The 25,653-nt window shown below is 65.5% G+C and carries 25 protein-coding genes; 9 read left to right on the top strand and 16 right to left on the bottom strand.

The annotated features are described in order from the left end of the window. Window positions 1-78 precede the first annotated feature (78 nt). The 3 genes from IRZ77_RS04200 to IRZ77_RS04190 are packed head-to-tail and all read right to left on the bottom strand — an operon-like array spanning window position 79 to window position 2,719. Window positions 79-660: a TetR/AcrR family transcriptional regulator gene (locus IRZ77_RS04200; RefSeq protein WP_196172989.1), complete on the bottom strand. Its 582-nt coding sequence runs from the start codon at window positions 658-660 to the stop codon at window positions 79-81. Window positions 661-672: 12 nt separating this feature from the next. Next, window positions 673-1,521, bottom strand: a complete 849-nt coding sequence (locus IRZ77_RS04195) for a 3-hydroxybutyryl-CoA dehydrogenase (protein ID WP_046615193.1) — start codon at window positions 1,519-1,521, stop codon at window positions 673-675. 13 nt (window positions 1,522-1,534) lie between these two features. Beyond that, the gene (locus tag IRZ77_RS04190; RefSeq protein ID WP_046615194.1) at window positions 1,535-2,719 is read right to left on the bottom strand and encodes an acetyl-CoA C-acyltransferase family protein; all 1,185 of its coding nucleotides are present in this window, start codon (window positions 2,717-2,719) and stop codon (window positions 1,535-1,537) included. 168 nt (window positions 2,720-2,887) lie between these two features. Here IRZ77_RS04190 and IRZ77_RS04185 point away from each other — a divergent pair, with 168 nt between their 5' ends. Next, window positions 2,888-3,898 carry an AraC family transcriptional regulator gene (locus IRZ77_RS04185; protein WP_108481490.1) on the top strand — a complete coding sequence of 337 codons (1,011 nt, stop codon included), beginning with the start codon at window positions 2,888-2,890 and terminating at the stop codon, window positions 3,896-3,898. Window positions 3,899-4,028: 130 nt separating this feature from the next. Here IRZ77_RS04185 and IRZ77_RS04180 read toward each other — a convergent pair whose 3' ends face one another. Beyond that, window positions 4,029-4,466 carry a carboxymuconolactone decarboxylase family protein gene (locus IRZ77_RS04180; RefSeq protein WP_025338700.1) on the bottom strand — a complete coding sequence of 146 codons (438 nt, stop codon included), beginning with the start codon at window positions 4,464-4,466 and terminating at the stop codon, window positions 4,029-4,031. A 198-nt stretch (window positions 4,467-4,664) separates the two neighbouring features. On the opposite strand from IRZ77_RS04180, the gene IRZ77_RS04175 reads away from it, so the two are divergent. Together IRZ77_RS04175 and IRZ77_RS04170 are read left to right on the top strand one after the other, a co-directional pair. After that, a complete protein-coding gene (locus tag IRZ77_RS04175) occupies window positions 4,665-5,123 on the top strand; it encodes a nucleoside deaminase (protein ID WP_108481492.1) in 459 nt (152 codons plus the stop codon). After that, window positions 5,120-6,316, top strand: a complete 1,197-nt coding sequence (locus IRZ77_RS04170; RefSeq protein WP_085599219.1) for a cyanate transporter — start codon at window positions 5,120-5,122, stop codon at window positions 6,314-6,316. The genes IRZ77_RS04175 and IRZ77_RS04170 overlap by 4 nt, the downstream gene beginning before the upstream one ends. On the opposite strand, the gene pdxR is transcribed toward IRZ77_RS04170, so the two are convergent. The 7 genes from pdxR to glcD form a co-directional block, all read right to left on the bottom strand. Further along, window positions 6,309-7,742 carry a MocR-like pyridoxine biosynthesis transcription factor PdxR gene (gene pdxR / locus IRZ77_RS04165; RefSeq protein WP_046615198.1) on the bottom strand — a complete coding sequence of 478 codons (1,434 nt, stop codon included), beginning with the start codon at window positions 7,740-7,742 and terminating at the stop codon, window positions 6,309-6,311. The two genes, IRZ77_RS04170 and pdxR, sit on opposite strands and share 8 nt — an antisense overlap. 192 nt (window positions 7,743-7,934) lie before the next feature. Further along, the gene (locus tag IRZ77_RS04160) at window positions 7,935-8,273 is read right to left on the bottom strand and encodes a hypothetical protein (protein WP_046615199.1); all 339 of its coding nucleotides are present in this window, start codon (window positions 8,271-8,273) and stop codon (window positions 7,935-7,937) included. Between the two features lie 169 nt (window positions 8,274-8,442). Then, window positions 8,443-10,614 carry a malate synthase G gene (locus IRZ77_RS04155; RefSeq protein WP_046615200.1) on the bottom strand — a complete coding sequence of 724 codons (2,172 nt, stop codon included), beginning with the start codon at window positions 10,612-10,614 and terminating at the stop codon, window positions 8,443-8,445. Between the two features lie 152 nt (window positions 10,615-10,766). Continuing rightward, window positions 10,767-11,165: a heme-binding protein gene (locus IRZ77_RS04150; RefSeq protein ID WP_046615201.1), complete on the bottom strand. Its 399-nt coding sequence runs from the start codon at window positions 11,163-11,165 to the stop codon at window positions 10,767-10,769. Then, window positions 11,158-12,393, bottom strand: coding sequence for a glycolate oxidase subunit GlcF (glcF, locus tag IRZ77_RS04145; protein ID WP_108481493.1), 1,236 nt, complete (start codon window positions 12,391-12,393; stop codon window positions 11,158-11,160). The genes IRZ77_RS04150 and glcF overlap by 8 nt, the downstream gene beginning before the upstream one ends. A gap of 9 nt (window positions 12,394-12,402) precedes the next feature. Then, complete coding sequence (gene glcE / locus IRZ77_RS04140; protein ID WP_108481494.1) at window positions 12,403-13,455, bottom strand: glycolate oxidase subunit GlcE; 1,053 nt, start codon at window positions 13,453-13,455, stop codon at window positions 12,403-12,405. Further along, window positions 13,455-14,954 (bottom strand): glycolate oxidase subunit GlcD, encoded by a 1,500-nt coding sequence (gene glcD, locus IRZ77_RS04135; protein WP_108481495.1) that lies wholly within the window; start codon window positions 14,952-14,954, stop codon window positions 13,455-13,457. Before glcD ends, glcE begins: the two co-directional genes overlap by 1 nt. Before the next feature lie 194 nt (window positions 14,955-15,148). Between glcD and glcC the strand changes: the two genes are divergently transcribed. Then, window positions 15,149-15,913 (top strand): transcriptional regulator GlcC, encoded by a 765-nt coding sequence (gene glcC / locus IRZ77_RS04130; protein WP_084785154.1) that lies wholly within the window; start codon window positions 15,149-15,151, stop codon window positions 15,911-15,913. Window positions 15,914-16,055: 142 nt separating this feature from the next. On the opposite strand, the gene IRZ77_RS04125 is transcribed toward glcC, so the two are convergent. Then, window positions 16,056-16,373, bottom strand: coding sequence for a DUF2388 domain-containing protein (locus IRZ77_RS04125; RefSeq protein WP_003260922.1), 318 nt, complete (start codon window positions 16,371-16,373; stop codon window positions 16,056-16,058). 227 nt (window positions 16,374-16,600) lie between these two features. Between IRZ77_RS04125 and IRZ77_RS04120 the strand changes: the two genes are divergently transcribed. Continuing rightward, complete coding sequence (locus tag IRZ77_RS04120; protein ID WP_108481496.1) at window positions 16,601-17,227, top strand: glutathione S-transferase family protein; 627 nt, start codon at window positions 16,601-16,603, stop codon at window positions 17,225-17,227. Window positions 17,228-17,600: 373 nt separating this feature from the next. After that, window positions 17,601-17,900, top strand: a complete 300-nt coding sequence (locus IRZ77_RS27150) for a hypothetical protein (RefSeq protein WP_196173006.1) — start codon at window positions 17,601-17,603, stop codon at window positions 17,898-17,900. Window positions 17,901-18,015: 115 nt separating this feature from the next. Here IRZ77_RS27150 and sfnR read toward each other — a convergent pair whose 3' ends face one another. The 4 genes from sfnR to IRZ77_RS04095 all read right to left on the bottom strand — a co-directional run bounded on the left by sfnR (window position 18,016) and on the right by IRZ77_RS04095 (window position 21,733). Then, on the bottom strand, window positions 18,016-19,116 hold the full coding sequence (sfnR, locus tag IRZ77_RS04110; RefSeq protein WP_046615207.1) for a sigma54-dependent transcriptional activator SfnR: 1,101 nt from the start codon (window positions 19,114-19,116) through the stop codon (window positions 18,016-18,018). A gap of 9 nt (window positions 19,117-19,125) precedes the next feature. Next, window positions 19,126-20,313 carry an acyl-CoA dehydrogenase family protein gene (locus IRZ77_RS04105; RefSeq protein ID WP_085599203.1) on the bottom strand — a complete coding sequence of 396 codons (1,188 nt, stop codon included), beginning with the start codon at window positions 20,311-20,313 and terminating at the stop codon, window positions 19,126-19,128. 9 nt (window positions 20,314-20,322) lie between these two features. Beyond that, on the bottom strand, window positions 20,323-20,883 hold the full coding sequence (msuE, locus tag IRZ77_RS04100) for an FMN reductase (RefSeq protein ID WP_025338724.1): 561 nt from the start codon (window positions 20,881-20,883) through the stop codon (window positions 20,323-20,325). 259 nt (window positions 20,884-21,142) lie between these two features. After that, the gene (locus IRZ77_RS04095; protein ID WP_153670802.1) at window positions 21,143-21,733 is read right to left on the bottom strand and encodes a TetR/AcrR family transcriptional regulator; all 591 of its coding nucleotides are present in this window, start codon (window positions 21,731-21,733) and stop codon (window positions 21,143-21,145) included. 84 nt (window positions 21,734-21,817) lie between these two features. Between IRZ77_RS04095 and IRZ77_RS04090 the strand changes: the two genes are divergently transcribed. The 3 genes from IRZ77_RS04090 (at window position 21,818) to IRZ77_RS04080 (ending at window position 25,630) form a co-directional block, all read left to right on the top strand. Beyond that, window positions 21,818-22,567: an SDR family NAD(P)-dependent oxidoreductase gene (locus IRZ77_RS04090; RefSeq protein ID WP_108480886.1), complete on the top strand. Its 750-nt coding sequence runs from the start codon at window positions 21,818-21,820 to the stop codon at window positions 22,565-22,567. Next, a complete protein-coding gene (locus IRZ77_RS04085; RefSeq protein WP_085615244.1) occupies window positions 22,560-23,315 on the top strand; it encodes an SDR family oxidoreductase in 756 nt (251 codons plus the stop codon). Before IRZ77_RS04090 ends, IRZ77_RS04085 begins: the two co-directional genes overlap by 8 nt. Before the next feature lie 239 nt (window positions 23,316-23,554). Beyond that, window positions 23,555-25,630 (top strand): hydantoinase/oxoprolinase family protein, encoded by a 2,076-nt coding sequence (locus IRZ77_RS04080; RefSeq protein WP_108480887.1) that lies wholly within the window; start codon window positions 23,555-23,557, stop codon window positions 25,628-25,630. Window positions 25,631-25,653: the final 23 nt, after the last annotated feature.

The following is a 25,653-nucleotide window of genomic DNA, read 5'->3' as shown; positions in this document are numbered from 1 at the left end:
CCCACAGGAACTGTGCAAGTCTCAAGGTTTGCACAGTTCCTGTGGGAGCGGGTTTACCCGCGAAAGGGCCCGAACAGACTAGCGCAGTGTCCGCTCCAGCCCACCCACCAGCATGCTTTCCATCAACCCCAGCCCCTGTTTTTCAGGCAAGGCCTTCAACAGCCCCGGCAACTGGTTCAGCAGCGTCGCCACCACATGCGCCGTGGCCACCAGGGCCTCCCCTTGCAACTTCGCCTGCGGTGCGATCAACCTCAGCAACCCCGCCTCATAGCGCTTGCGCAACAAGGCCAGGCGTGCCTGCTGGTCTTCGCTCAGGCAACAGAAGTCGCGCTCTGCCAGGCGAAACTGCATGGGCCGTTCGGCATGCAGCTGCCAATGTGCGGCGATCAGGCTGCTCAGCGCCGACGCCCCGCGTGCCATGGCCCGCCGCCCCTGGTCCAGGGTGGCCTGCAACTCCTCGTACAACTCCTCGATCAGGTCGTACAACAAGTCCTGCTTGCTGGGAAAGTGGTGGTACAGCGAGCCTGCGGTAAGCCCAACATGGGCTGCCAGCTCGCGCATGCTGACCTGGCCAAAGCCCTTTTCGGCAAACAGCGCCATGGCCCGGTCACGCCGCTCTTCGAAATTGGCACAGCGCATCGCGGCATTGACCGGGGGCATGGCGTTCGCTCCTCAGTAGGTGAAGAAACCGCGGCCGCTCTTGCGCCCCAGCCAACCGGCCGCGACCATTTCCTTGAGTAACGGGGCAGGGCGGTACTTGCTGTCGTTGAAGCCTTCATGGAAGGCCTCCATGATTGCCAGCAGGGTGTCCAGGCCGATCAGGTCGGCCAGGGCCAGCGGGCCGATCGGCTGGTTGCAACCCAGGCGCATGCCGGTGTCGATATCCTCGGCACTGGCCAGGCCTTCCTGGCGCACGAAGATCGCTTCGTTGATCATCGGCACCAGGATGCGGTTGACCACGAACCCCGGGCGGTTGCCGGCGGTGATCGGGGTCTTGCCGACCTTTTCGGTCACCACGAGCGCCTGGGCGTAGGTGCTGTCGCTGGTCTGCAGGCCGCGAATGATCTCGACCAGCGCCATCATCGGCACCGGGTTGAAGAAGTGCACGCCGATGAATCGCTCGGGGTGCTCGATGCTGGCCGCCAGCTGGGTGACCGACAGCGACGAGGTGTTGGTGGCGATCAGGCAGTCGGCTGCGACGTTGGCAGCCACCTGCTGCAGGATGCGCTGCTTGAGCTGCAGGTTCTCGGTGGCGGCCTCGATCACCATCTGCGCACTGCTGAGCTGGGTGTAGTCGGTGCTGGTGCGAATGCGGGTGCGGGCGGCTGCCGCCTTGTCGGCGTCGAGGGTACCTTTGCCGACCTGGCGCTCGAGGTTCTTGCTCAAGGTGGCCACGCCGCGCTCCAGCGCAGCGTCGGAAACGTCCACCAACAGCACCTGGTAGCCGGCCACCGCACACACCTGGGCAATGCCGTTGCCCATGGTGCCGGCGCCGATCACGGCAATCTGTTCAATGCTCATGTGTCAGTCTCCCTCAGACGCGCTCGAAGACCACGGCGATGCCTTGGCCACCGCCGATGCACATGGTGGCCAGGGCGTAGCGGCCCTGGATGCGCTGCAGCTCATGGATGGCCTTGGTGGCGATGATCGCGCCGGTGGCGCCCACCGGGTGACCCAGCGAAATGCCCGAACCGTTGGGGTTGACCTTTTCCGGGTCGAAGCCCAGTTCGCGAGCCACGGCGCAGGCCTGGGCGGCGAAGGCTTCGTTGGACTCGATCACGTCCAGGTCCTGCACCTTGAGGCCGGTCTTCTCCAGCACCTTGCGGGTGGCCGGGATCGGGCCAAGGCCCATCAGTTCAGGCTCCACGCCGGCATGTGCATAGCCCACCAGGCGTGCCAGCGGTTTCAGGCCCAGGCGGCGCACCGCATCACCACTGGCCAGTACCAGGCCGCCAGCGCCGTCGTTGATGCCACTGGCGTTGCCGGCGGTAACGGTGCCGTCTTTCTTGAACACGGCCTTCATCCCTGCCAGTTGTTCGGCGGTCACCTCGCCACGCACATGCTCGTCGGTGCTGAACTGCACGCTGCCCTTGCGGGTTTTCAGTTCCAGCGGGACGATCTGGCTGGCGAAGCGGCCTTCGGCAATGGCGCGGGCGGCGCGGCGCTGGCTGGTCAGGGCCAGTTCGTCCTGCATTTCGCGGGTGATGCCGTGCTTGGCCGCAACGTTCTCGGCAGTGATGCCCATATGGAAGTGCTCGAACGGGTCCTGCAGCACGCCGACGGTGTAGTCGATGCCTTGCAGGTCACCCATGCGAGCGCCCCAGCGTGCCTGCGGCAGCAGGTACGGGCCACGGCTCATGGATTCGGCGCCCGCCGCCACGGCCACATCGGTATCGCCCAGCAGCAGGCATTGTGCCGCTGATACGATGGCCTGCAGGCCCGAGCCGCACAGGCGGTTGACGTTGAATGCCGGGGTTTCCTTGGGGATGCCGGCGTTCATTGCCGCCACGCGGGCCAGGTAGGCGTCACGTGGTTCGGTCGGGATCACCGTGCCCATCACCAGGTGGCCGACTTGCTCGGCGGCCACGCCCGAGCGCTCGATGGCGGCACGGGTGATGGCGCTGGCCAGGTCGGCCAGCGGCAGGTCCTTGAGGGAACCGCCAAAGCCACCAATGGCTGAACGGACGGCACTGACGACGTAGATTTCTGCGCTGCTCATAGGGGCTCCGATTGCGAAGGCATGGCGGGACCGGGCCAGGCTCTGCGAGAATGGCCGGCGATCCCGGAGTGGGACCGAGTCTAGGCAAAGGCTCTGTTGCAGCCTATGCCGGAACTGTTCAGACAACCTGGCACTTTTTGCCACTCAGCATAGACAGCGAAAACCGCCATGCGCGATAGCGATTCGGTCGCCGTGTACTTCCTCAATGCCATGCTCCACGCCCTGCGCGACTGCCCCGCCGAACGCGATGCGCAGCTGCGCGCGGTGGGCATCGACCCGCAACTGCTCGAGCAACCCCAGGCTCGTGTACCGGCCAAGGCCTTCGCCCAGCTGTGGCTGGCGATGATCCAGCACCTGGACGACGAGTTCTTCCGCCTCGACAGCCATGGCATGCCACCGGGCAGCTTCGCCCTGATCTGCCGGGGCCTGATCCTGGAGCCGAACCTGGAGAAGGCCTTGCGCCAGTGCATGGGCGGTTTTGGCCTGTTCCTGCGCGATTTGCGCGGCAGCCTGACGCTGCGTGGCGGGCGGGCGCTGATCAGTGTGCAGTCGAGCATCGCCGACCCGCTGACCCGGGTGTATGCCGAGGAAACCTACCTGGTGCTGATGATCGGCATGCTGTGCTGGCTGGCCGGGCGGCGGATCGCCATCGACCGCACCGAGCTGGCGGTGTCGCGCCCGGCCCAGGAGGACGACCTGCTGCTGTGGGGGCCGGACCTGCGCCTGGGCAGCGGGCGCACCGAGGTGGAATTTGACAGCGCCTACCTGCGCCTGCCGGTGGTGCAGGACCTGGCGGCCCTGAAAACCTTCCTGCGCAGCGCGCCGCAGGGGCTGGTGATTCGCTTTCGCAACCAGAACGGGCTGGTGGCCGAGGTGTACCGGCACCTGCGGGCGCGGCGCTATGGGCAGTGGCCGACCCTGGCGGCGCTGGCGCAGCAGCAGGGGATCAGTGCCAGCACTTTCCGTCGCCAGCTGGAGCGGGAGGGGCGTTCGTACCAGCAGATCAAGGACGAGGTGCGCCGGGCAATGGCCTTCGAGCGGTTGCGCGAAGGGGAACTGAGCATTGCCGAGATTGCCGAGCAGACCGGGTTCCAGGAGCCCAGTGCGTTTCACCGGGCGTTCAAGAAGTGGACCGGGCAGAGCCCCGGCAGCTACCGGGCGCGGTTGGCCGGGCGGTAGCGTTCACCTGCACCGGCCCTTTCTCGGGCTTGCCCGCTCCCACAGGTGCAGCACAGCTTTCAGGCCCTGTGCGATCCCTGTGGGAGCGGGCAAGCCCGCGAAGAGGCCGGTACAGGCTACCGATCAATGATCAGGCCGGCACCATGGCAAACCCGACCCCGAAGCGGTTCCAGGCATTGATGGTGGCAATTGCCAGGGTCAGGTTGGCCACCTCGGCCGGCTCGAAGTGTTCCTGCAAGGCTTCATATTCCCCCTGCGGCGCGCCGTGCTCGGGCAGCCGGGTCAGGCTCTCCACCCAGGCCAGAGCAGCACGCTCGCGCGGGGTGAAGTAGGCGGTCTCCTGCCAGACGCACAAGGTCTGCAGGCGCGCCTCGGTCTCACCGGCCTTGCGCGCGTCGTTGGCGTGCAGGTTGACGCAGTAGGCGCAGCCGTTGATCTGCGAGGCCCGCAGGCGCACCAGTTCCAGCAGGGAATTCTCCAGGCCGCTCTTGGCCAGGGCCTGCTCCAGGCCGACCATGGCTTTGTAGGCCTCGGGGGCGTGCTTGGCCCATTCGATACGGTTGTGCATGGCTGTCTCCAAAGGGTGTGGGGTGGGGATGGCGCTACTGTAGCGCCGCACGTTGGCCTCCCCGATAGCCAATCACGCACATGAGCTGGAGGCCAATCGGCCATTTGGGAGACCACTGACAGGCATCCAATCTCTTCATTTCTGCCAGGCCGCCCAAGCCCGGATAATGACCAGGTCTTGCAACAGGAGAACCGATTCATGTCCGAAGAACGCTACATGCGCGAAGCGCTCGACCTGGCCCGCGCCAACATCAAGGCTGGTGGCCGGCCCTTCGGCGCCGTGCTGGTGTACCAGGGGCAGGTGCTGGCACGTGCGGTCAACGAGATCCACAACACCCAGGACCCGACCGCCCACGCCGAGATGCAGGCCATCCGCAAGGCCAGCCACGCCCTGGGCCAGGCGCGCCTGGATGGTGCCGAAATCTACGCCAGCGGCCACCCGTGCCCGATGTGCCTGGCGGCCATGCACCTGTGCGGCATCGAGCGGGCCTGGTTTGCCTACGACAACGCCGAGGGCGAACCCTATGGCTTGTCCACCGCGACGGTATACGCGCAGATGGCCCGCCCGCCCCAGCAGCAGAGCCTGCCGCTGCGCGCCCTGAAACCCAGCGGCGAAGCCGGTCTGTACCTTGAATGGAAACAGGCCAACGCACAATGAGAGCGGCATTGAACCTGTTGCTGGTCATGCTGCTGGCAGTGAACCTGCGGCCGATCCTGACCAGCATCGGCCCGTTGCTCGAACCCATGCGCGCCAGCACTGGCCTGGGTTACCAGCAGGCGGCCTTGCTGACGGCGTTGCCGGTGCTGTGCATGGGCCTGGTGCCCCTGCTGCAACCCTGGTTGCGGCGCTGGATCAGCGAACATGGCGGCATGCTCGCTGGCTTGTCTGCCATCGCCCTGGCCTGCCTGTGGCGCCTGCAACTGGACAGCGCCTGGGCACTGATTGCCAGTGCGGTGGTCGCCGGCCTGGGCGTGGCGGTCGTGCAGGGCATGATGCCGGGGCTGGTCAACCGCTGGTTCCCCAGCCGCCTGGCGGGGGCGATGGGCCTGTATTCGGCAGCGCTGATGAGCGGCGGCGGCCTGGCCGCCGTGCTCGGGCCGCACATCAGTGGCTACTTCGGCCACTGGCAGGTCGGCCTGGGCGTGTGGGCGATCCCGGCGGTGCTGGCGGTGCTGGCCTGGGCCGTGCTGCGGCCACGCCAGCAAGCGCCGAGGCTGGCCGGTGCCGCCGGCGGTCATTGGTTCGGCACGCGCCGGGCCTGGTTGCTGGCGCTGTACTTCGGCTTGATCAACGGCGGCTACACCAGCATGGTGGCCTGGTTGCCGGCCTATCACATCGAGCATGGCGGCAGCGCCCAGGGCGGTGCCGACCTGGTGGGCCTGATGACCATATTCCAGGTGGCTGGCGCACTGGGTCTGCCGCTGTTGCTGCGGCGCTGGGCAGACCGGCGCCCGGGCCTGTGGTTGGCCTTGGCGATCCAGCTGGTGGGATTCCTAGGCCTGCTGCTGGTACCCACGCTGGCTTCGGGGGTTTGGGTGGCGATGATCGGTTTCGGCCTGGGCGCCTGCTTCAGCCAGAGCCTGACGCTGACCCTGGAGCACCTGAAGACACCTGCCGAGGCTGGCAGCCTGGCGGCGTTCGTGCAGGGCATCGGCTTCATCATCACCGGCATCGTGCCGTACGTCACGGGCTGGTTGCGCGACATGAGTGGTGATTTCCAGGCTTCGTGGACGCTGCTGACCGTGACCGTGGTGGCAATGCTGCTGGTTACCGCGTGCTTCAACCCACGCGGTTATGCCGCGGCCATTGCCCGCCCGGTAGCGGCGGGCAAGGCCGCGCAGGTCAACTGAGGCGTTGCAGGGTGTCGCGCACCCGGTCCAGCGCCGGGTCGATGTCCAGCAGTTCGATGGCGCCGAAGCCCAGCAACAGCCCCGGGCGCACTGGCACTTGGCTGAAGAACGGTGCCAGCGAGTACAGGCCCACCTCCACCTTGCGTGCGAGGTTGGCCAGCAGCTCGACATCGACCCCAGGTTTGGCCAGGGCGCTGAGGTGGAACCCGGCGCTGGCGGGGATGGCGCTGAACCACGGTGCCAGGTCGCCGCCCAGCCGCGCGAGGATGCGTTCGCGACGGGCGCTGTAGACCTCGTGGCAACGGCGGATGTGCTTGTTCAGGTGGCCTTCGCCGAGAAACCGCGCCAGTGCCCACTGCAACAGGGTCGGGCTGTGCCAGTCGCTTAGATGCTTGGCCACGCAAGCGGCCTTCAACACGGCGGGCGGCAGTACGGCGTAGCCCAGGCGCAGCTCGGGCAGCAAGGTCTTGGAAAAGGTCCCCACATAGGCCACCAGGCCGTGGCGGTCGAGGCGCTGCAGTGCGTCCGCGGCTGGCCCGTGGTAGCGGAACTCGCAGTCGTAGTCGTCTTCGATGATCAACGCACCCAGCTCGGCGGCCCGTGCCAGCAGGGCGTGCCGGCGCGGCTCGCTCATCGGCATGCCCAGCGGGAACTGGTGCGAGGGCGTCACGTAGATCAGCCGGGTGCCGTCGGCGATCTGCTCCACGCACAGGCCTTCATCGTCCACCGGTACCGATTGCAGGCGCGCGCCAAGGGCCAGGAACAGTTGCCGCGCCGGCGGGTAGCCCGGGTCTTCCATGGCCACCTGGCAACCCGGCTCGACCAGTACCCGGGCGATCAGGTCCAGAGCCTGCTGGGCGCCGTTGCACACCAGCAGGTCGGCGGCGCTGCAGTGCACGCCGCGGGCGTAGGCGATGTGATGGGCAATGGCTTCGCGCAGGTCTGGCAGGCCCTGGGCGGGGAACTGTCGCTCGGGGTGGCGCTGGCTGCGGCGCAGGGCATAGTTCAGGCAGCTGCGCCATTGGTCGAACGGGAACTGCGCCTTGCTCGAGGCCCCGCCGATGAAGTCGTAACGCGAGGGCGCCTCGAGTTGACGTTGGCTCAGCACGGTGGCGCGCTGCTGCCAGCGCTCGAGCGACGCGGCAGCGGCCAGGGGAATGGCGCTCGACTCGCTGCTGCGCAGCGGCTGGCGCGGGGTGATGAAGGTACCCCGGCCGACCACGCCGCTCAGCAGGTTGTCGTAGGTCAGCCGCGAATAGGCCTCGGACACGGTCTTGCGCGACACACCCAACTGCTCTGCCAGCAGGCGGCTTGGCGGCAGTTGGGTACCGGCGGCCAGGTGGCCGCTGTCGATGCCGGCGCGCAGTTGCTGGTAAAGCTGGTCGGCCAGGCCTTTGCGGCCTTCCAGGCGAATGTGCAGTTCCATGGAGCGGTCCGGAGCGGGGAAGTGCTCAGGATAGCGGATTGGCCGGGGAAGGGCATGGGTCCGCTTTGCGGCCCATCGCGACACAAGGCCGCTCCCACAGGTACAGCGCTGCATTCAAAGTCTGTGATGTCCTGTGGGAGCGGCCTTGTGTCGCGATGGGGTGCAAAGCACCCCCAGAAAGCCAGCGCAAACTCAGATCCGGGCAGTGCTCACCGTGATGTAGCCCTTGTCCGCCAGCGCGATACGTATCACCGTCTCGTCCACCGGCGCCTTGCGGTTGCGCTTGATGCGCACGCCTTCCACCGCCGCCGCTTTCATATGCTCGGTAATGGCCCGCCCGTTCGGGTCGAAGAACAACTCGCTGGCCAGCAACTCTATACGCTCGATCAGTTGGCGGGAGCGTTCATCGGTAGCGCAGAAGAACATCACCCCCGACAGGTGCGGGTCGTCATCGGGGTTGTTCATGTCATGGGCCAGCAGTTCGCGCAGGGTGCTGCGCAGTTCGGCAGTGGGGCGGGCGTACAGGTGCATGCGGAACCTCCTCTGGATCGCTACCTTGCGTCATCCAGTGCCGATCATGTTTTCCGAGGGCAGAGGCAACAAGTAGGACGCTTCCGAGCGCCGAATAGGAAATTTCTGAAGGTGCCGGAATGCCACCTGTTTTCATGCAGTGGGGGCCGCATAGCGGCCCCTGTCAGCTTCAGCGCCCGACCTCCTGCTTGAAGCGCAAGCGCCAGCCATGCAGTAACGGTTCGGTATAGCCACTGGGCTGCTGCCGCCCTTTGAACACCAGCTCCCGCGCAGCGCGGAAGGCATGCGATGCCTCGAAACCGGCGGCCATCGGCCGATAAGCCGGGTCCCCGGCATTCTGCTGGTCGACCACGCCGGCCATGCGTTGCAAGGTCGCTTCGACCTGCTCGGCATCGACCACCCCGTGGTGCAGCCAGTTGGCAATGTGCTGCGCCGAAATCCGCAGGGTTGCGCGGTCTTCCATCAGCCCCACGTCATGGATATCCGGTACCTTGGAGCAGCCGACCCCTTGCTCGACCCAGCGCACCACGTAACCGAGGATTCCCTGGCAGTTGTTGTCCAGTTCGGCCTGGATGTCGGCTGCGCTCCAGGGCCGCTCGGGGCTGACCGGTACACTGAGCAGACCCTGCAGCAATTCGGCGCGCTGGGCAGTCAGGTCAACCTGTTCCAGCGTTTGCTGCACGGCCGCCACATCCACCTGGTGGTAGTGCAGCGCATGCAGTGTCGCGGCTGTGGGCGAGGGCACCCAGGCGGTGTTGGCGCCGGCCCTGGGCTGGGCGACTTTCTGTTCGAGCATGGCCGCCATCAGGTCGGGCATGGCCCACATGCCCTTGCCGATCTGCGCCTTGCCGCGCAGGCCACAGGCCAGACCTACCAGCACGTTGCTGCGCTCGTAGGCCTGGATCCAGGTACTGCCTTTCATGTCACCCTTGCGCAGCATGGCACCGGCTTCCATGGCCGTATGCATCTCGTCACCGGTGCGGTCGAGGAAGCCGGTATTGATGAACACCACCCGTGATGCGGCGCTGGCGATGCAGGCCTTGAGGTTGACACTGGTACGCCGCTCCTCGTCCATTATGCCCATCTTCAGTGTGTGTGCGGGCAGGCCCAACAGGGCTTCGACGCGGCCGAACAGCTGGTCGGCAAAGGCCACCTCGGCCGGCCCGTGCATCTTCGGCTTGACGATGTACAGGCTGCCCTCGCGGGAATTGCCACGGCGCTTGAGGTCATGCAGGCCTATCAGGCTGGTGACCACGGCATCGAGGATGCCTTCCGGGATTTCCTGGCCATCACGGTCGTGGACGGCCGGGTTGGTCATCAGGTGGCCGACGTTGCGGATGAACAGCAGCGAGCGGCCCGGCAGGGTCAGTGGCTGGCCGTCTGCGCCGTGGTAGTGGCGGTCTTCGGCCAGGGTGCGTTCGAAGGTTCTGCCGCCCTTGCTGACCTGTTCGCTGAGGTCGCCCTTCATCAGGCCCAGCCAGTTGCGGTAGACGTTGACCTTGTCGTCGGCGTCCACGGCAGCTACCGAGTCCTCGCAGTCGATGATGGTGGTGAGCGCGGCTTCCAGGAGGATGTCCTTGACCCCGGCCGCGTCCTGCTGGCCGATCGCGTTGGCCGGGTCGACCTGGATTTCGAAATGCAGTTGGTGGTGCTGCAACAGGATCGCTGTTGGCGTGTTCGGCTCACCTTGGTAGCCACGCAGTTGCGCGGGCTGCCTGAGGCCGACCTGGCGGCCATCGGCCAGGGTTACCTGCAGCATGCCCTGGTTGATCGCGTAGGCCTTGGCGTCGTTGTGCGACGCACCGTCGAGCGGGGCAGAGGTATCGAGGAACTGCCGGCCATAGGCGATCACCTTGGCGCCGCGTTGCGGGTTGTAGGCCTGGCCGCGTTCGGCACCATCGGTTTCGGCGATGGCATCGGTGCCGTACAGGGCATCGTACAGCGAGCCCCAGCGGGCGTTGGCGGCGTTGAGGGCGTAGCGGGCGTTGCTTAGTGGCACCACCAGTTGCGGGCCGGCCTGCACGGCGATCTCGCGGTCGACGTTGCGGGTGCTGACCTGCACGCTTGCCGGGGGCTCGACCAGGTAGCCGATGCCTTGCAGGAAGTGCTGGTAGGCGGCCATGTCACGGATCGGGCCGGGGTGCTGGCGGTGCCAGTTGTCCAGTTCTGCTTGCAGGCGCTCGCGTTCGGCGAGCAGGGCGCGGTTTTGCGGTGCGAGGTCGTGGACCAGGCTGCTGAAGCCTTGCCAGAAGGTGGGGGCTTCGATGCCGGTGCCGGGGAGCACTTCGTCTTCGATGAAGCGCTGCAGGGTGGGGGCGATCTGGAGTGAATGGTTTGGCATTGTCTGTTCGCTCGGTGTTCAGGCTTCTGGAAAGTTTTTGCTTGTACCGGCCTCTTCGCGGGCTTGCCCGCTCCCACAGGTACTGCACAGGTTTCAGGTCTTGTGAAGGCCCTGTGGGAGCGGGCAAGCCCGCGAAGAGGCCGGCACAGGATTCAGAGGGCAGCCGCCCCGGCCTTGGCCACCTGGGCATCCTGCTCGGCCTTGACCCCGGACACGCCGATCGCCCCCACCACCTGCCCATCCACCCGCAGCGGCACGCCGCCTTCCAGGCTGGTCAGCAGCGGCGCGGTGACGAAAGCGGTACGGCCACCATTGACCATCTCCTCGTAGTCCCGCGTCTCCTTGCGCCCCAGCGCGGCCGTGCGGGCCTTTTCCATCGCGATGTAGGCGCTGGCCGGCGCGCAGCCGTCCAGGCGCTCCAGGGCCAGCGGGTGGCCCCCGTCGTCGACCACGGCAATGGTCACGTTCCATTGTTGCGCCTGAGCTTGCTGACGGGCGGCGGTGAGCACGCGAGTGACTTCGGCCTGGCCGATCACGGATTTGCTATGCATGGTGGTTCTCCGGGTTCAAGGCTGCTTCGACGATTTCGATCCAGTGCCGCACCGGTGTGCGCCCGGCCCCGTCGAGGTGGGCCTGGCAGCCGATATTGGCGGTGGCGATGACTTGCGGTTTGCCGCTTTCCAGGGCGTTGAGGCGGTTGTCGCGCAGTTGTAGCGACAGCTCGGGCTGGGTCAGCGAATAGGTGCCGGCCGAGCCGCAACACAGGTGGCCGTCCGGTACCGGAGTCAAGGTGAAGCCCAGGCGTGTCAGCAGTGCCTCCACCACACCCCCCAGCTTCAGCGCGTGCTGCAGGGTGCATGGGCAATGGAAGGCCAGGCGCTGTTCGGCGCACAGCCCCAGTTGCTCAATCGGCTCGTCACGCAGCACCTCCACCAGGTCGCGGGACAGGGCGCTGACCCGTGCGGCCTTGGCGGCGTAGCGCGGGTCTTTTTCCAGCAGATGGCCGTAGTCACGCACGAACGCGCCGCAGCCGCTGGCGGTTTGCACGATGGCCTCGGCGCCGGCTTCGATGGCTGGCCACCAGGCATCGATATTGCGACGCGCCCGTTGCAGGCCTTGCTCCTGGGCATTGAGGTGATAGTCCACCGCGCCACAGCAGCCGGCCTGCTGGATCGGCACCACGCTGATGCCCAGGCGGTCCAGCAGGCGTGCGGCGGCGGCATTGGTGTTGGGCGACAGGGCTGATTGCACGCAGCCTTCCAGCATCAGTACCCGCCGCGCATGGCGCGGTGCGGGGCGGTGGCCGGGGGCGGTGACCCGCGCTGGCAGCTTGCGCTTGAGCGTGGCCGGTAGCAGCGGGCGCAAAGCCTGGCCGCTACGGGTCAGTGCCTTGAACAGCGCCGGGCGTGGCACCACTGCACGCAGGCCCTGGCGCAGCAGGCGCTGGCCGAGCGGGCGTGGCACCTGTTGATCGACCACGGCGCGGCCGATGTCCAGCAGGTCGTGGTACTTCACCCCGGAAGGGCAGGTGGTTTCACAGTTGCGGCAGGTCAGGCAGCGATCCAGGTGCAACTGGGTGCTGGCAGTGATCGGCGCGCCTTCGAGCACTTGCTTGATCAGGTAGATGCGCCCGCGTGGGCCGTCCAGCTCATCGCCCAGCAGCTGGTAGGTGGGGCACGTGGCGGTGCAGAAACCACAGTGCACGCAGGAGCGCAGGATGCTTTCGGCCTCGTCGGCGCGGGCCAGGTGCCGGGCGGTTTCGCTCAGGTTGGTTTGCATGGTCTGGCCTCACAGGTCCGGGTACAGGCGGCCGGGGTTGAACACCCCCTGGGGGTCGAGTTGCTGCTTGAGTGCGCGGTGGTAGCGCATCAGCGCGGTGGGCAGCGGTGGGCTGCTGGCAGGGCCAGGGGCATGGCAGGTGGCGTGGCCGCCGACCTTGGCAACCTGATCGCGGATGTGCTGCGCCGGCGCCGTGGACTTGAGCCAGCGCTGCGCACCACCCCAGTCGATCAGCTGCTGGCCGGGCAGCTCCAGCTCGCCGGTGACGATGGGCACGGACAAGCGCCACAGTGGCGCGGGGCCGGCAAAGAACGCCAGGCGCTGCTCGCGCAGGTCGCTCCAGAAGCGGCTGTCCAATGCCTCGCCGCCCAGGCGCTGGCGTGCCGACTGGACCGAGCCTTCGCCGCCTTCCAGGCGCAGGTACAGCGCGTCGCCGTCATGGCAGGCCGCGCTTATCGGCAGCGGCTGCTGGCCCCATTCAGCCAGCTCCGCCAGTGCCTGGTGGCGGCCCATCGGCAGGCGCAGGCTGAGGCACTGGCGCGGGCGTGGCAACACTTTCAGCGACACCTCGGTCAGCAACCCGAGGCAGCCGAAGCTGCCCGCCATCAGCCGCGACACGTCGTAGCCGGCAACGTTCTTCATCACTTCGCCACCAAAGCGCAACAGCTTGCCGTGGCCGGTGATCACCCGCGTGCCCAGCACATAGTCGCGCACCGACCCGGCCCACGGCCGCCTGGGGCCGGACAAACCGGCAGCGACCATGCCACCCAGGGTGGCTTCTGGGCCCAGGTGCGGTGGTTCGCAGGGCAGCATCTGGCCAGCTTCGTGCAGCGCCGCCTCGATCTCGCGCAGCGGCGTGCCGGCGCGGGCAGTCAGCACCAGTTCGGTCGGGTCGTAGCTGACGATGCCACGGTGGCTGCGGGTGTCGAGCACCTCGCCAGCCACCGGGCAGCCGAGCATGGCCTTGCTGTTGCCACCCTGGATACGCAGCGGCGTGGCCTGGCTCAGCGCCTGGTTGACCTGCTCCAGCAGGGCCTGGCTGTTGTCGCGGTCCATGCTCATCAGAAACGCTCCAGTTCGGGGAAGGGCAACTGCCCATGGTGCACGTGCATGGCGCCGAATTCGGCGCAGCGGTGCAGGGTGGGGATGTTCTTGCCGGGGTTGAGCAGGCCCTGTGGATCGAAAGCGGCCTTGACCGCATGGAACAGGGTGATTTCGTCGCTGTTGAACTGCGCGCACATCTGGTTGATCTTCTCGCGCCCCACACCGTGTTCGCCGGTGATGCTGCCGCCCACGGCCACGCACAGTTCGAGGATCTTGCCGCCAATGGCTTCGGCACGTTCCAGCTCGCCTGGCAGGTTGGCATCGAACAGGATCAGCGGGTGCATGTTGCCGTCGCCGGCATGGAACACGTTGGCCACGCGCAGGCCGTATTCGCCTGACAGTTCGCTGATGCCCTTGAGTACCCGTGGCAGTTCGCGGCGCGGGATGGTGCCGTCCATGCAGTAGTAGTCCGGGGAGATGCGCCCCACCGCCGGGAAGGCGTTCTTGCGCCCGGCCCAGAAGCGCACGCGCTCGGCCTCGTCGCAGGCCAGCCGCACATCACGCGCGCCGGCCTGGGCCAGCACGGCGGCGACCCGTTCGCAGTCGTCGTGCACATCGGCCTCGACGCCATCCAGCTCGCACAGCAGGATCGCCGCCGCGTCCACCGGGTAGCCAGCATGGATGAAGTCCTCGGCCGCGCGGATCGCCAGGTTGTCCATCATCTCCAGGCCGCCGGGGATGATCCCGGCAGCGATGATCTCGGCCACTGCCCGGCCGGCGTCCTCGACGCTGTCGAAGCTGGCCAGCAGCACCCGCGCTACCTGGGGCTTGGGCAGCAGCTTGACGGTGACTTCAGTGACGATGCCGAGCATGCCTTCGGAGCCAGTGAACAGTGCCAGCAGGTCGAAACCTGGGCTGTCCAGGGCATCGCTGCCGAGGGTCAGGCGTTCGCCCTCGACTGTGAGGATTTCCACCTTGAGCAGGTTGTGCACGGTCAGGCCGTACTTGAGGCAGTGCACGCCACCGGCGTTCTCGGCGACATTGCCGCCGATGGAGCAGGCGATTTGCGAGGACGGGTCCGGCGCGTAGTACAGGCCGTGGGGCGCGGCCGCCTGGGAGATGGCAAGGTTGCGCACGCCGGGCTGCACACGGGCGAAGCGGCCCTGCGGGTTGACTTCGAGTATGCGGTTGAACCGTGCCATCACCAGCAGGATGCCTTTGGCCAGTGGCAAAGCGCCGCCCGACAGGCCGGTACCAGCGCCGCGTGCCACCACCGGCACGCCCCGCTGGTGGCAGAGCTTGAGCAACGTCTGCACCTGCTCCAGGCGCTCGGGCAGCACCACCAGCAGTGGCACCGTGCGGTAGGCCGAGAGGCCGTCGCATTCATAGGGCTTGAGGTCTTCCTCGCGGTGCAGGATCTCGAGGTCGGGCAAGGCAGCGCGCAGCGCTTGCAGCAGCGCCGCCCGGTTCACATCGGGCAGCGCGCCATCGACGCGTTCGTCGTACAGGATATTCATCGGCTCACTCGGCAACGGTTTTGTTGTTGTTGGCAAAGCGCTCACCCTTGCAGCCTGCGCGTGGCCACGGCAGGGGTCGAGTACGGGTTGAACTGGTCCTACCAGTTTTTGCCGTGAGTACTGGTTATTGATGGCTTTGCCCGGCTAGATTGAGGCAAGCGGTCTAAGTGGTCCTACCAGCAGGAGGGTACGCAGTGGGTACTGAAGGCAAGGCCAAGGTTGCCGACCAGGTGGCCGAACGGGTCGAGCGGCTGATCGTCGAAGGCGTGCTCAAGGTGGGCCAGGCCCTGCCGTCGGAGCGGCGCCTGGTGGACAAGCTGGGGTGCTCGCGCTCGGCGCTGCGCGAAGGCCTGCGCATCCTGCGCGGGCGCGGCATCATCGACACCGAGCAGGGGCGCGGTTCGTTCGTTGCCGACCTGACGGGCCATGCGGGCGCCACGCCTTTGATGCACCTGTTCGGCTCGCAGCCGCGCACGCTGTTCGACCTGCTGGAAGTGCGGGCGTTGCTGGAGGCCGAATCGGCGCGCCTGGCGGCGTTGCGGGCTACCGAGGTCGACCGTTTGCTGATCCGCCGGCGTTATGAAGAAATGTTGGCTGCGCACGAAGCCCCGGAAGCGATCGATGCCCGTGAACATGCCCGCCGCGACCATGCCTTTCACCGGGCGATCAGCGAGGCGTCGCACAACCCGGTGCTGGTGCATACCTTGCAATCGCTCAGTGACCTGACCTTGAGCACGGTGTTCGCCTCGGTCAACAACCTGTATTGCCGGCCGGCGCAGAAGCGCCAGATCGATCGCCAGCATGCGCGGCTGTATCACGCGGTGATGGAGCAGTTGCCCGAGCAGGCGCAGCGCGCGGCGCGCGAACACATCAACGGCATCCGCGACAGCTTGCGGGAGATCGAGCAGGAGGAGCAGCGCCTGGTAAGGGCTACCATGCGCATGGATGGCTGGGGTTGAAGGCTGGGGTTGAAGTTTCGTCTGTGCCGGCACTTTCGCGGGTAAACCCGCTCCCACAGGGGGACCGCACTGGGTTTGAAGTCGGTGCGGTTCCTGTGGAAGCGGGTTTACCCGCGAAGAGGCCGGTGCAGGATTACCTCAATCAATGATCGGCTATGCGGTCATCCTGCGAGAGGAGGGCCCGGGCCAGCTCTTCATCATTGGCCTGCAGGCCTGGGTTGTCCTTGCGGGCTTGTTCCAGCGCCGACTCCACATAGGCGCCACGGATTGCACCACCGCTGGCGACGTAGGCCGAAAGCTCGTCACGCGCCGGGATGATCCGTTTGTCGTCCTTGAAGGTCGAGTAAAGCGAGGCGGAAACACCGGCCGAGGTTGCGACGTCGCCTGCGTCGACGTCAGCCAGGGCAGCACCGGCAGGCAGCAGGAGCAGCAGCGCAGGGGCGAGGAGTAGGTGGCGCATGGTGTGTTCTCCAGTAGCATGAAGCCCAAGTAATTGAACCACTCAGTGTTTAAGAAAGCGCAGGTGGGGTGGTAGTTCCCTTGTTCAACGCTGGAGATTGCCGGGGCTGCTGCGCAGCCCATCGCCGGCAAGCCAGCTCCAACTGGGACCATTGACCGTTGCGGGCCAGGCGTGATCTGCTCGGGCTGATGGCCCAATCATTCAATGGATACTGAAGGTTCTCACCCATGCCCGACTACAAGCTGCATTGTTTCGCCGAATCCGGTAACGCCTACAAGGCTGCCCTGATGCTTGAGCTCACAGGCCTGGACTGGCAGCCGGTGTTCGTCGATTTCTTCAATGGCCAGACTCGCGAACAAGCCTGGCGCGACGAAGTGAACGAGCAGGGCGAGGTGCCGGTGTTGGAGCACGCCGGCAAATCCTTCACTCAGTCTGCGCTGATCCTTGACTACCTTGCGGAGAAAACCGGGCAGTTCGGCCCCCGCGACGAAGACGAAAAGCGCGAGATCTGGCGCTGGATGCTGTTCGACAACCACAAGTTCACCAGTTACTACGCGGCGCTGCGTTTTCTTTTCTGCCTGAAGAAAACCGGTGAAACGGACGTGACCCGGTTCCTGCGTGAACGTGCCATGGCAGCCTACCGTATTGTCGACGCGCACCTGGCGAAGACGCCGTTCATGGTCGGTGGCCGGTTGACTATCGCTGACCTGTCGTTGGCCGGGTATGTGTTCATGCCTGAGGACACTGGCATTGTGTTGGCGCAGTTCACCCACATCGAGGCATGGAAGGCGCGAATCCAGACGTTGCCAGGGTGGAAGCACCCGTATGAGCTGATGCCCCGCGCGGCATCCTGAGCAATCCGGCTCGCCAGGCCATGGTGCAGTGGCCTTTGGCGAGCAAGCCATTCTGATGACCGGTCGGTGACAAGCGCAGCGGCGTGGCTACGCTCAAAAAATCAAGAAACATCCTGAAATATTTGGCCGGCAAGGCCCTGAAGGATCTCGTTCACCGCTGCAGATGGAAGGCCGCACTGGCTAGCAAGTCGCCCCATGGGGGCCGGAAATCACAGGGTGCGTAATGCAACCCGGTGTTACTCCAAGCGGAGGCTCATGATGCTCAGGAAATGCTTGTTGGCTTTGGCTATCGGTGCAGTATTGTCGGCTTCGGCCGTGTTGGTGCCTGACTCCTTTGGCGTTACCTCCAGCGCGTACGCGAAGGATGGTGGCGGTGGTCACGGTGGCGGTGGAGGAGGCAGCGGCGGTGGCGGTGGCCATGGCGGCGGAGGCGGTGGTCATGGCGGTGGAGGTGGTGGTAGCGGCGGCGGTGGCTCGGGTGGTGGCCACGGCGGCAGTGGCAGCGGGCACAGTGGCGATGGTGGAGGGCATGGTGGCCCGGGTCATGATGGCCGCGGGCGCAATGGTGCTGATGATGGTGCCGACCACGAGGCCAACCACGAAGCAAATCATGAAGCCAACCATGAGGCGAATCACGAAGCGAATCACGACGTGGGCGAGCCACACGGTGTAGGGCATGGCGCTGATGATGGGGCTGACCATGATGTTGGGGATGATCGCGGAGGCGACCAGAACTAGCAGTTTGGGTGCCTGTGCCCGCGAAGAGGCCCGAACAGGCCATACACCATTCAGATCGACAACCGCACCACCCGGTTATCCAGCACCTGCTGCTCCTGCCCCCGCCGCTTGTTCACCACCAACTCACCGATCGCAATCAGCCGGGTGCGGGTGATGTTGCGCGACAAACCCAGCAACTGCGCGGTATGCACCTGGTTGTAATGGCAGAACCGATACGCCGACCGCAGCAGGGTATTTTCCACCTTTTCGTACAGGTCACCCGACTGCTCTTCGAACAAGCGGCTGAACGCCCGCTGCAGCAGATCCTCCACACCATTGCCCGCCGGCTCTTCCTCCTGCCGTTCGATACGCAGGTTGGACAAGCGCAGGTCCTGCGCCTGCACCGTGCCGTCGCCGCAGGTCAGCAAGCTGTGGTGAATCACGTTCTCCAACTCGCGGATGTTGCCCGGCCAACTGTATTCCACCAGTTTGGCCTGGGCCTTGGCGCTCAGTTCCACCGGCCCGTAGCCCAGCCGGTCGCTGTAGCTGCGGATGAAGTGCCGGGCCAAGGGCAGGATGTCGCCCGGGCGGTCGCGCAATGGGTGCAACTGCAAGGTCACCACGTTCAGCCGGTAGTACAGGTCTTCGCGAAAATGCCCGGCGTTAATGGCCTTTTCCAGCTGCACATTGGTCGCCGCCAGTACCCGCACATTGATCGGGATGCTCTTGCGCGACCCCAGCCGCACCACTTCGCGCTCCTGCAGCACGCGCAGCAGCTTGACCTGGATCGGCAACGGCAGGTCGCCGATTTCGTCGAGGAACAGCGTGCCGCCGTTGGCTTCCTCGAACCAGCCGGCCTTGGCCGCCAGGGCACCGGTGAAGGCGCCTTTTTCATGGCCGAACAGCTCCGCCTCGACCAGCGATTCGGAGAAGGCTCCGCAGTTGACAGCGACGAACGGGCCGTTGCGCCGGCCACTGAGGTTGTGGATGTGGCGTGCGACCAGCTCCTTGCCCGTGCCGGTTTCGCCGATGATCAGCACGCTGGCCTCGCTGGGGGCGACCTGTTGCAGGTGGGCAAGCAGCGCCTGCGACCTGGGGTCTTCGAAAACCTGTGCGGTGGCCCGGATCGAGGTGGCCAGTGTCGGGGACGGGGGGAGGGTCAGCAGTTGCATGGGCAATCCTCAGGAATAGAAGGATGGGGCAGGGCGCTTGTCGTTGAGGGCCCACTCGCCGAGTTCGTGGATACGGTAGTCCACTGGGTCGTGCAGGGTTTGCGTGCGCAGGTTGCGCCAGTGCCGGTCGAAACGTAGCGAGGCATGGGTGGCACGGGCGCCGGTGACCTCGAACAGGCGGTTACAGATGTCCAGGCCATGGCGGCTGGCGGCGACCTTGGCGGTGCCGATGGCCAGGGCCAGGTCGCCGCGCTCTTGCGCCGTGAGGGCGTGTTCCCTGGCCCAGGCGGCATCGAGCTGGCGTGCGGCCCGTTCGATCAGCAGGCGCACGCTCTCCAGGCCGACCCAGAACTCGCCGTAATGGCGCAGCACGTAGGGGTCTTCGGCGCTGCTGGCGGCGCTTGAGCGGAACCACGGCCGGCTTTCCTTGAGCGTGTACTGGCGGGCCTCCTCGAACGCCCCCTCGGCGATGCCGAGGAACAGGTTGGCGAAGTGCAACTGGGCAATCAGCGGGCGCAGGGCGGCGAACGGCGTGCTCAGGGGGCCAGGGTCGAGCAGCAGTTCGTTGTGCTCCACCCGTACCCGCTCGAACGTGGCGCTGCCGCTGTCGGTCTGGCGCTGGCCGATGTTGTTCCAGTCGCTGTGCAGGCTGATGCCGGTGCGGCCACTCGGGATGGCGGCAATCAGCAGCTTGCCGCCGGCACGTTCGTCCACCGCCGAGGCGATGAGCATTTCCGAGTCGCTGGCGCCGGAGCAGAAGCTTTTCTTGCCAGAAAACTCGCACCAGCCATCGAAGTGCTTGACCACGGTGCGTGTGTCCAGCGGGTTCAGGGCATTGCCCCAGAACCACTGCTTGCGGGCGGTCTGCTCGAACCACGGTTGCCATTGGTCCGGGCGCGAGAACAGGCGCACGGTGGCCAGCATCAGGTGATGGAAGCCGAACACGTGGGCGATGGAGCTGTCGACCCGGGCGAACTCGCGCACCACCGCGAAGGTGTCATGCCAGCTGGCGCCCTGGCCGCCGAAGGCCTGCGGGATCACCAGCGACAGCAGGCCGCTGTCACGCAGGGCATCGCGCTCGGCTTTTGGCGTGCCGCCACGCTCGTCGCGTTCGACGGCGGTCTGGGCAAACTGCCCGGCCAGTTCGCGGGCGATGATCAGGGCAGGGCGCTGGGCGGTATTCACAGGTGCATTCATGGCCGCTCCTCAGGCGCTCTTGCGCAGCGCATGATGAGCGCCGAACAGCGGCACGGCGCGCTCTGCGGCCAGGCGGATGCGGGCGGCAAGGGCTGCGCTGGACACCCGGTAGTCGGCCATTTCCGCCTGGCTGGCGAACACGCCGATGGGCAGCGTCAGGGCTTGCAGGAAGCTGAACAGTGGGCGCAGCTGGTGGTCGAGCACCAGCGCGTGGCGCTCGCTGCCGCCGGTGGCGGCGAGCAGCACCGGGGTGTCGACCAGGGCGTCCTGGCCGATCAGGTCGAACAGGTGCTTGAAGTGGCCGGTGAAGCTGCCGCGGTACACCGGCGTGGTCACCACCAGCAGGTCGGCTTTTTCCACCAGGCGCAGTTGCTGCTCGACGGCCTCGGGCAGTTCGCTGCGCCACAGGGCGCTGCCCAGCGGGCGGGCGATCTCGCCCAGTTCGATCAGGTGCGGCTTGATGTGCAGGTGCTGGGCCAGTTCGGCGAGGATCGCCTCGGTCAGGGCCAGGGTGCGCGATGGGCGGGCAGTGCCGCCGGACAGGGCTACGACGTTCAGTGGGGTGCTCATGGGCAGGTCTCCGGTGCTGGTTGAGCGGGGGACTTTGCTTGAGCAATCGTCGTGCCGAGTATGAATGTGCTTTTATTTCAACGGGTTAGCGCTTTTCTGATGGTTGCGGCGCTGTTGCCGTGCGGGCGTTGCCTGTTGATCGTGTGTTGCGCTGCAGACAGTTGGCCGGGTGTTGGCGGCTGTGCAGTGAGGACAGTTATAGAGCAATGCTTGATGGTTAAAAAAGAATAAGAATTCATATTCTTATGCGAATTGTGTTTTACGGGCATGCCGCCGCCTTACCGGTTCCGACAATCCCTTGTACGAACGCCACCAGTTGCTCTCTGGCGGCCATCACCGTTCCCCACTGGGCCTGACCGCACAATAACCCAAGTACCGCCTGGGCGATCGAACGCGCGCGCGATGCCGTCAAGCCGCACTCGGCTGCGACAATTTCGCTGAGCAGTCCGCTGTATTGCGCCTTCAACTGTTCAACCTGCAACAGTTGCTCTTCGTTCAGGTTCATGGCTTCGCGGGTCAGTAGCACCAGCTTGTCCGGGTTGGCCTGGCTGTACGCAACAAACGCCTGGACGAAGCACGGCAAGCGTTCACTGTTGGTACGGGCGCTTTTGAGGCATTGTCGGGTTTCATACAGCAGGTCGGTCAGGCTCGATTCGATCAGTTCGAACAGCAGGCCCTGTTTGCTCTCGATATGGTGGTACAGCGACCCGGCTCGGAGCCCCAGGTGGCTGGCCAGGTCGCGCAGGCCGATGGCCTGGTAGCCGTGGCTGGCAAACAGCGCGCTCGCCGCCTCCAGCAAGCGGTCCCGGGCATGCGGGGCGGGTACGGGCGGGTGGCTGGAGGCGGGCATGGCAGCACCTGTGGACGAATTGATGTTTGACCAAATGTAAGACAACAGGCATCTTACGTAAAGACTCAATCACGGAGGTGTTTTGTGGAAAATCAAACGGTGGTGATCGTAGGTGGCGCCTCAGGTCTGGGCCTGGAAACAGCCCGGCTGATGGTCAAGCGTGGCGCTGGCAAGATCGGCCTGATCGACCGCAACGAGCAATTGTTGCTGCAAGCAGCAGAAGAGCTGCGCGGGCAGGGTGTGGAGGTGGCGATCGCGGTGGGTGACATCGCCCGCAAGGACACTGCCCACGCGGCCTTCGACCAGATCGTCGAAGGCATGGGCCGGGTGCATTGCCTGGTCAACAGTGCGGCGATCTACCCGCGCAAGGATATCCTCGAGATCACTGACGAAGAGTGGGACCTGGAAAACGCCGTCAATATCAAGGGTACCTACCACATGATGGTCGCTGCGGTGCGCCACATGCAGCAGTACGTGGCAGCCCCGGCGGTGACCGGGCGCATCGTCAACGTCACTTCGGTTGATGCCTTCAAGGCCCACCCGCAAAACGCCCACTATGCGGCGACCAAGGCTGCGGTGGTGAGCCTGACCAAGTCGTTCGCCCAGGCCTGTGCCAAGGACCAGATCCTGGTCAATTCGGTGGCCCCGGCCGGTTTTGCCACCGAGCGCGCCAAGCAGCTGGGCTTCCTTGGTGAACTGGCAGCGGCCAACCCGTTGGGTCGCGCCGCGGAACCAGCAGAAATCGCCGAGTGGATCGTGATGATGGGCAGCAGCCGCAACAGCTACGCCACCGGTGAAAACGTGATCGTCAGCGGGGGTTACATCTATGCCTGAAGTCGCATTTCCCGAGGGCTACCAGCGCGCGCTGGTGACTGGGGCTACCAGCGGTATCGGCAAGGCCATCGTACTGGCGCTGCGTGACGCCGGCCTGCAGGTGATTGCGGTCGGGCGCAGCCCGGAAGCGCTCGCGGAGCTGGCTGGCGAGCCGGGTGTGACCATCTTGCAGGCGGATGTGCGCGACTACCGTTCGCTGGCTGTTGCGCTGGAAGGGCAAGCGGTGGATGTGCTGGTCAACAACGCGGGCATTCTTTCCACCCGTGCGGCGTTCCAGGACATCGACGAAGCCGAAATCGACAACATGCTCGACATCAACCTCAAGGCGCCGCTGCACCTGGCGCGCCAGGTGCTGCCGGGCATGGTCGGACGGGGCAGGGGGCATCTGTTCTTCATTGGCTCCAGTGCTGGCCGCGCGCCGCACCCGGGGGCTGCTGTATACGGGGCGTCCAAGGCTGGTGTAAGCCTGTTCTGCGATGCCTTGCGCTGTGACTTGCTGGGCAGCGGGGTGCGGGTGACCGAGATTGCCCCGGGCAGGGTGCAGACCCAGCTGTACAAGACCGCCATGGGCATGCAGGCGGCGGGCAGCGAACTGTATGACGGTTATGAGTCGATCCAGCCGGAGGATATTGCACAGCTGTTGCTGGCGGCGCTGAAGATGCCGCGGCAGGTGGATGTGTCGCGGCTGGAAGTGTTCCCCACGGCGCAGGCGGTGGGCGGCGGGCGGATGGTCAAGACCGGCGGTTGATCCGCTAGTTGTATTGGCTGTGCAGGTCTCTTCGCGGGCACGCCCGCTCCCACAGGTACTGTACTGCTCTCAAGGTCTGTGGTGATCCTGTGGGAGCGGGCATGCCCGCGAAGAGGCCGGCACTGGCGCAGCAGATTTCAGCAAATAGGTGCTTGACCACATGTAAGACAACATATAACTTACATGAAGACCGCTTCAGCGGATCGAGACAACTACAAAGCATTGCAGGGGATATGACGATGACTGCGACATCATGCCGGGTCGGCGTGGACATAGGCGGGACCTTCACCGATATCGCGCTGGACGTGAACGGCGTGCTGCATTCGACCAAGATCCTGACCGACTACGAGCTGCCGGAACGGGCCATCCTCACTGGCGTGCGCCAAGTGGTGGAGCAGGCGGGCCTGTCGCTGTCGGACATCGATCAGCTGATCCATGGCACCACCCTTGCCACCAATGCGCTGATTGAGCGCCGTGGCGCACGCACCGCCTTCATCACCACCGAAGGCTTCCGTGACACCCTTGAAATGCGCACCGAAAACCGCTTCGAGCAGTACGACATCAACATCGTCCTGCCGCCGCCGCTAATCGACCGCGAACACCGCTACACCCTGCGCGAACGCCTGGATGTCAAAGGCCAGGTACTGATCGCCCCGGCGCAGGCCGAGATCGACGCATTGGTCGAGCGTATCGCCGAAGGCAACTACCAGAGCGTGGCTATCGGCTTCATCCACAGCTACGTCAATGGTGCCCACGAGCGCCAGTTGCGCGATGCCCTGCAGGCGCGTCTGCCGCAACTGTCAATTTCCATCTCCAGCGAAGTTTCGCCGCAGATGCGCGAGTTCGAGCGCTTCAATACCGTATGCGCCAACGCCTACGTCAAGCCGCTGATCAAGTCCTACCTGGACCGCCTGGTGGTCACCCTCAAGGAAGCCGGCGCCGACTGCCCGGTTTTCATGATCCACTCCGGTGGCGGCATCATCTCGGTGCAGAGTGCCGCTGAATTCCCGGTACGTCTGGTGGAGTCCGGTCCAGCCGGCGGCGCCATCTTCGCTGCCGATATCGCTCGCCGGTACCAGCTGGAGAACGTGCTGTCATTCGACATGGGCGGCACCACGGCAAAAATCTGCCTGATCGAAGACCAGGTGCCGAAAACCGCGAAAACCTTCGAGGTTGCACGTACCTATCGCTTCAAGAAGGGCAGTGGTATGCCGATTTCCATTCCGGTGGTCGAGATGGTCGAGATCGGCGCCGGCGGCGGGTCCATTGCCAGCATCGACAGCATGCGCCAGATTCGCGTTGGCCCGCATAGCGCGGCTTCCGAGCCAGGCCCGGCCTGTTACGGCCGTGGCGGTCAGGAGCCGACCATCACCGACGCCAACCTGCTGCTCGGCCGCCTGGACGCCGACAACTTTGCCGGTGGCGCGTTGCGCCTCTCCACCGACAATGCCGCCAACGCCATGGCTCGGGTCATCGGCCAGCCGCTGGGCATGCAGGCCGATACCGCAGCCTTTGGCGTGTGCGAAGTGGTCGACGAGAACATGGCCAACGCTGGTCGCGTGCATGCGGTGGAGAGTGGCAAGGATATCGCCGACTACACCATGATCACCTTCGGTGGCGGCGGTCCGCTCCACGCTGCACGGCTGTGCGAAAAGATGGGCGTGGCGCGCTTCATTGTCCCGGCCGGCGCCGGTGTGGGCTCGGCCATCGGCTTCCTGCGTGCGCCATTCGGCTACGAAGCCGTGCGCAGTGCCTTCGTGCGCCTGTCCGAATTCGAGGCCGTGCAGGTCAATGGCCTGATCGACGAGATGAAAGCCGAGTCGCTGGGCTTCCTGCGTCAAGGTATGCCAACCGGTGAGCCGGAAATGGAATGCACCGCGTTCATGCGCTATGTCGGCCAAGGTTGGGAAATTCCGGTTGCCCTGCCGTTCAAGGCCTTCAGCGCCGCGGATATGGTGGAGTTCAAGGCCCGTTTCGAAGAAGCCTATACCCGCTTCTTCGGTCGCCCTATCGAAGGGCCGGATATCGAAATCGTCAGCTGGTCGGTCAAGGCCAGTTCACCGTTGCCACCGGTACAGCAAATCGAAGAAGTGGGTGCCGCCTACCGCTCCCATGAAGTCGCCCGCCGCCAGGTGTTCGACGTGGCTGCCGGCGGTTTCGTCGAGGCCGGCATCCATCCGCGCGAGGAACTGCAGGTCGGTGCCCGCGTCGATGGCCCGGCAATCATCGTCGAGCGCGAAACCTCGACCTTCGTCACCTCCAACTTCACCGCCACGGTCCAGCCAGACGGCTGCCTGCTGGTCGTGCGCCGCTAACGCCTGAATTCGGAAGCCAGAAC

This window comes from Pseudomonas pudica (assembly GCF_015680405.1).
GTDB classification, from domain to species: domain Bacteria; phylum Pseudomonadota; class Gammaproteobacteria; order Pseudomonadales; family Pseudomonadaceae; genus Aquipseudomonas; species Aquipseudomonas pudica.
Note: the sequence above shows the minus strand (reverse complement) of the source record. Positions and strands in the feature narration are given on the sequence as shown.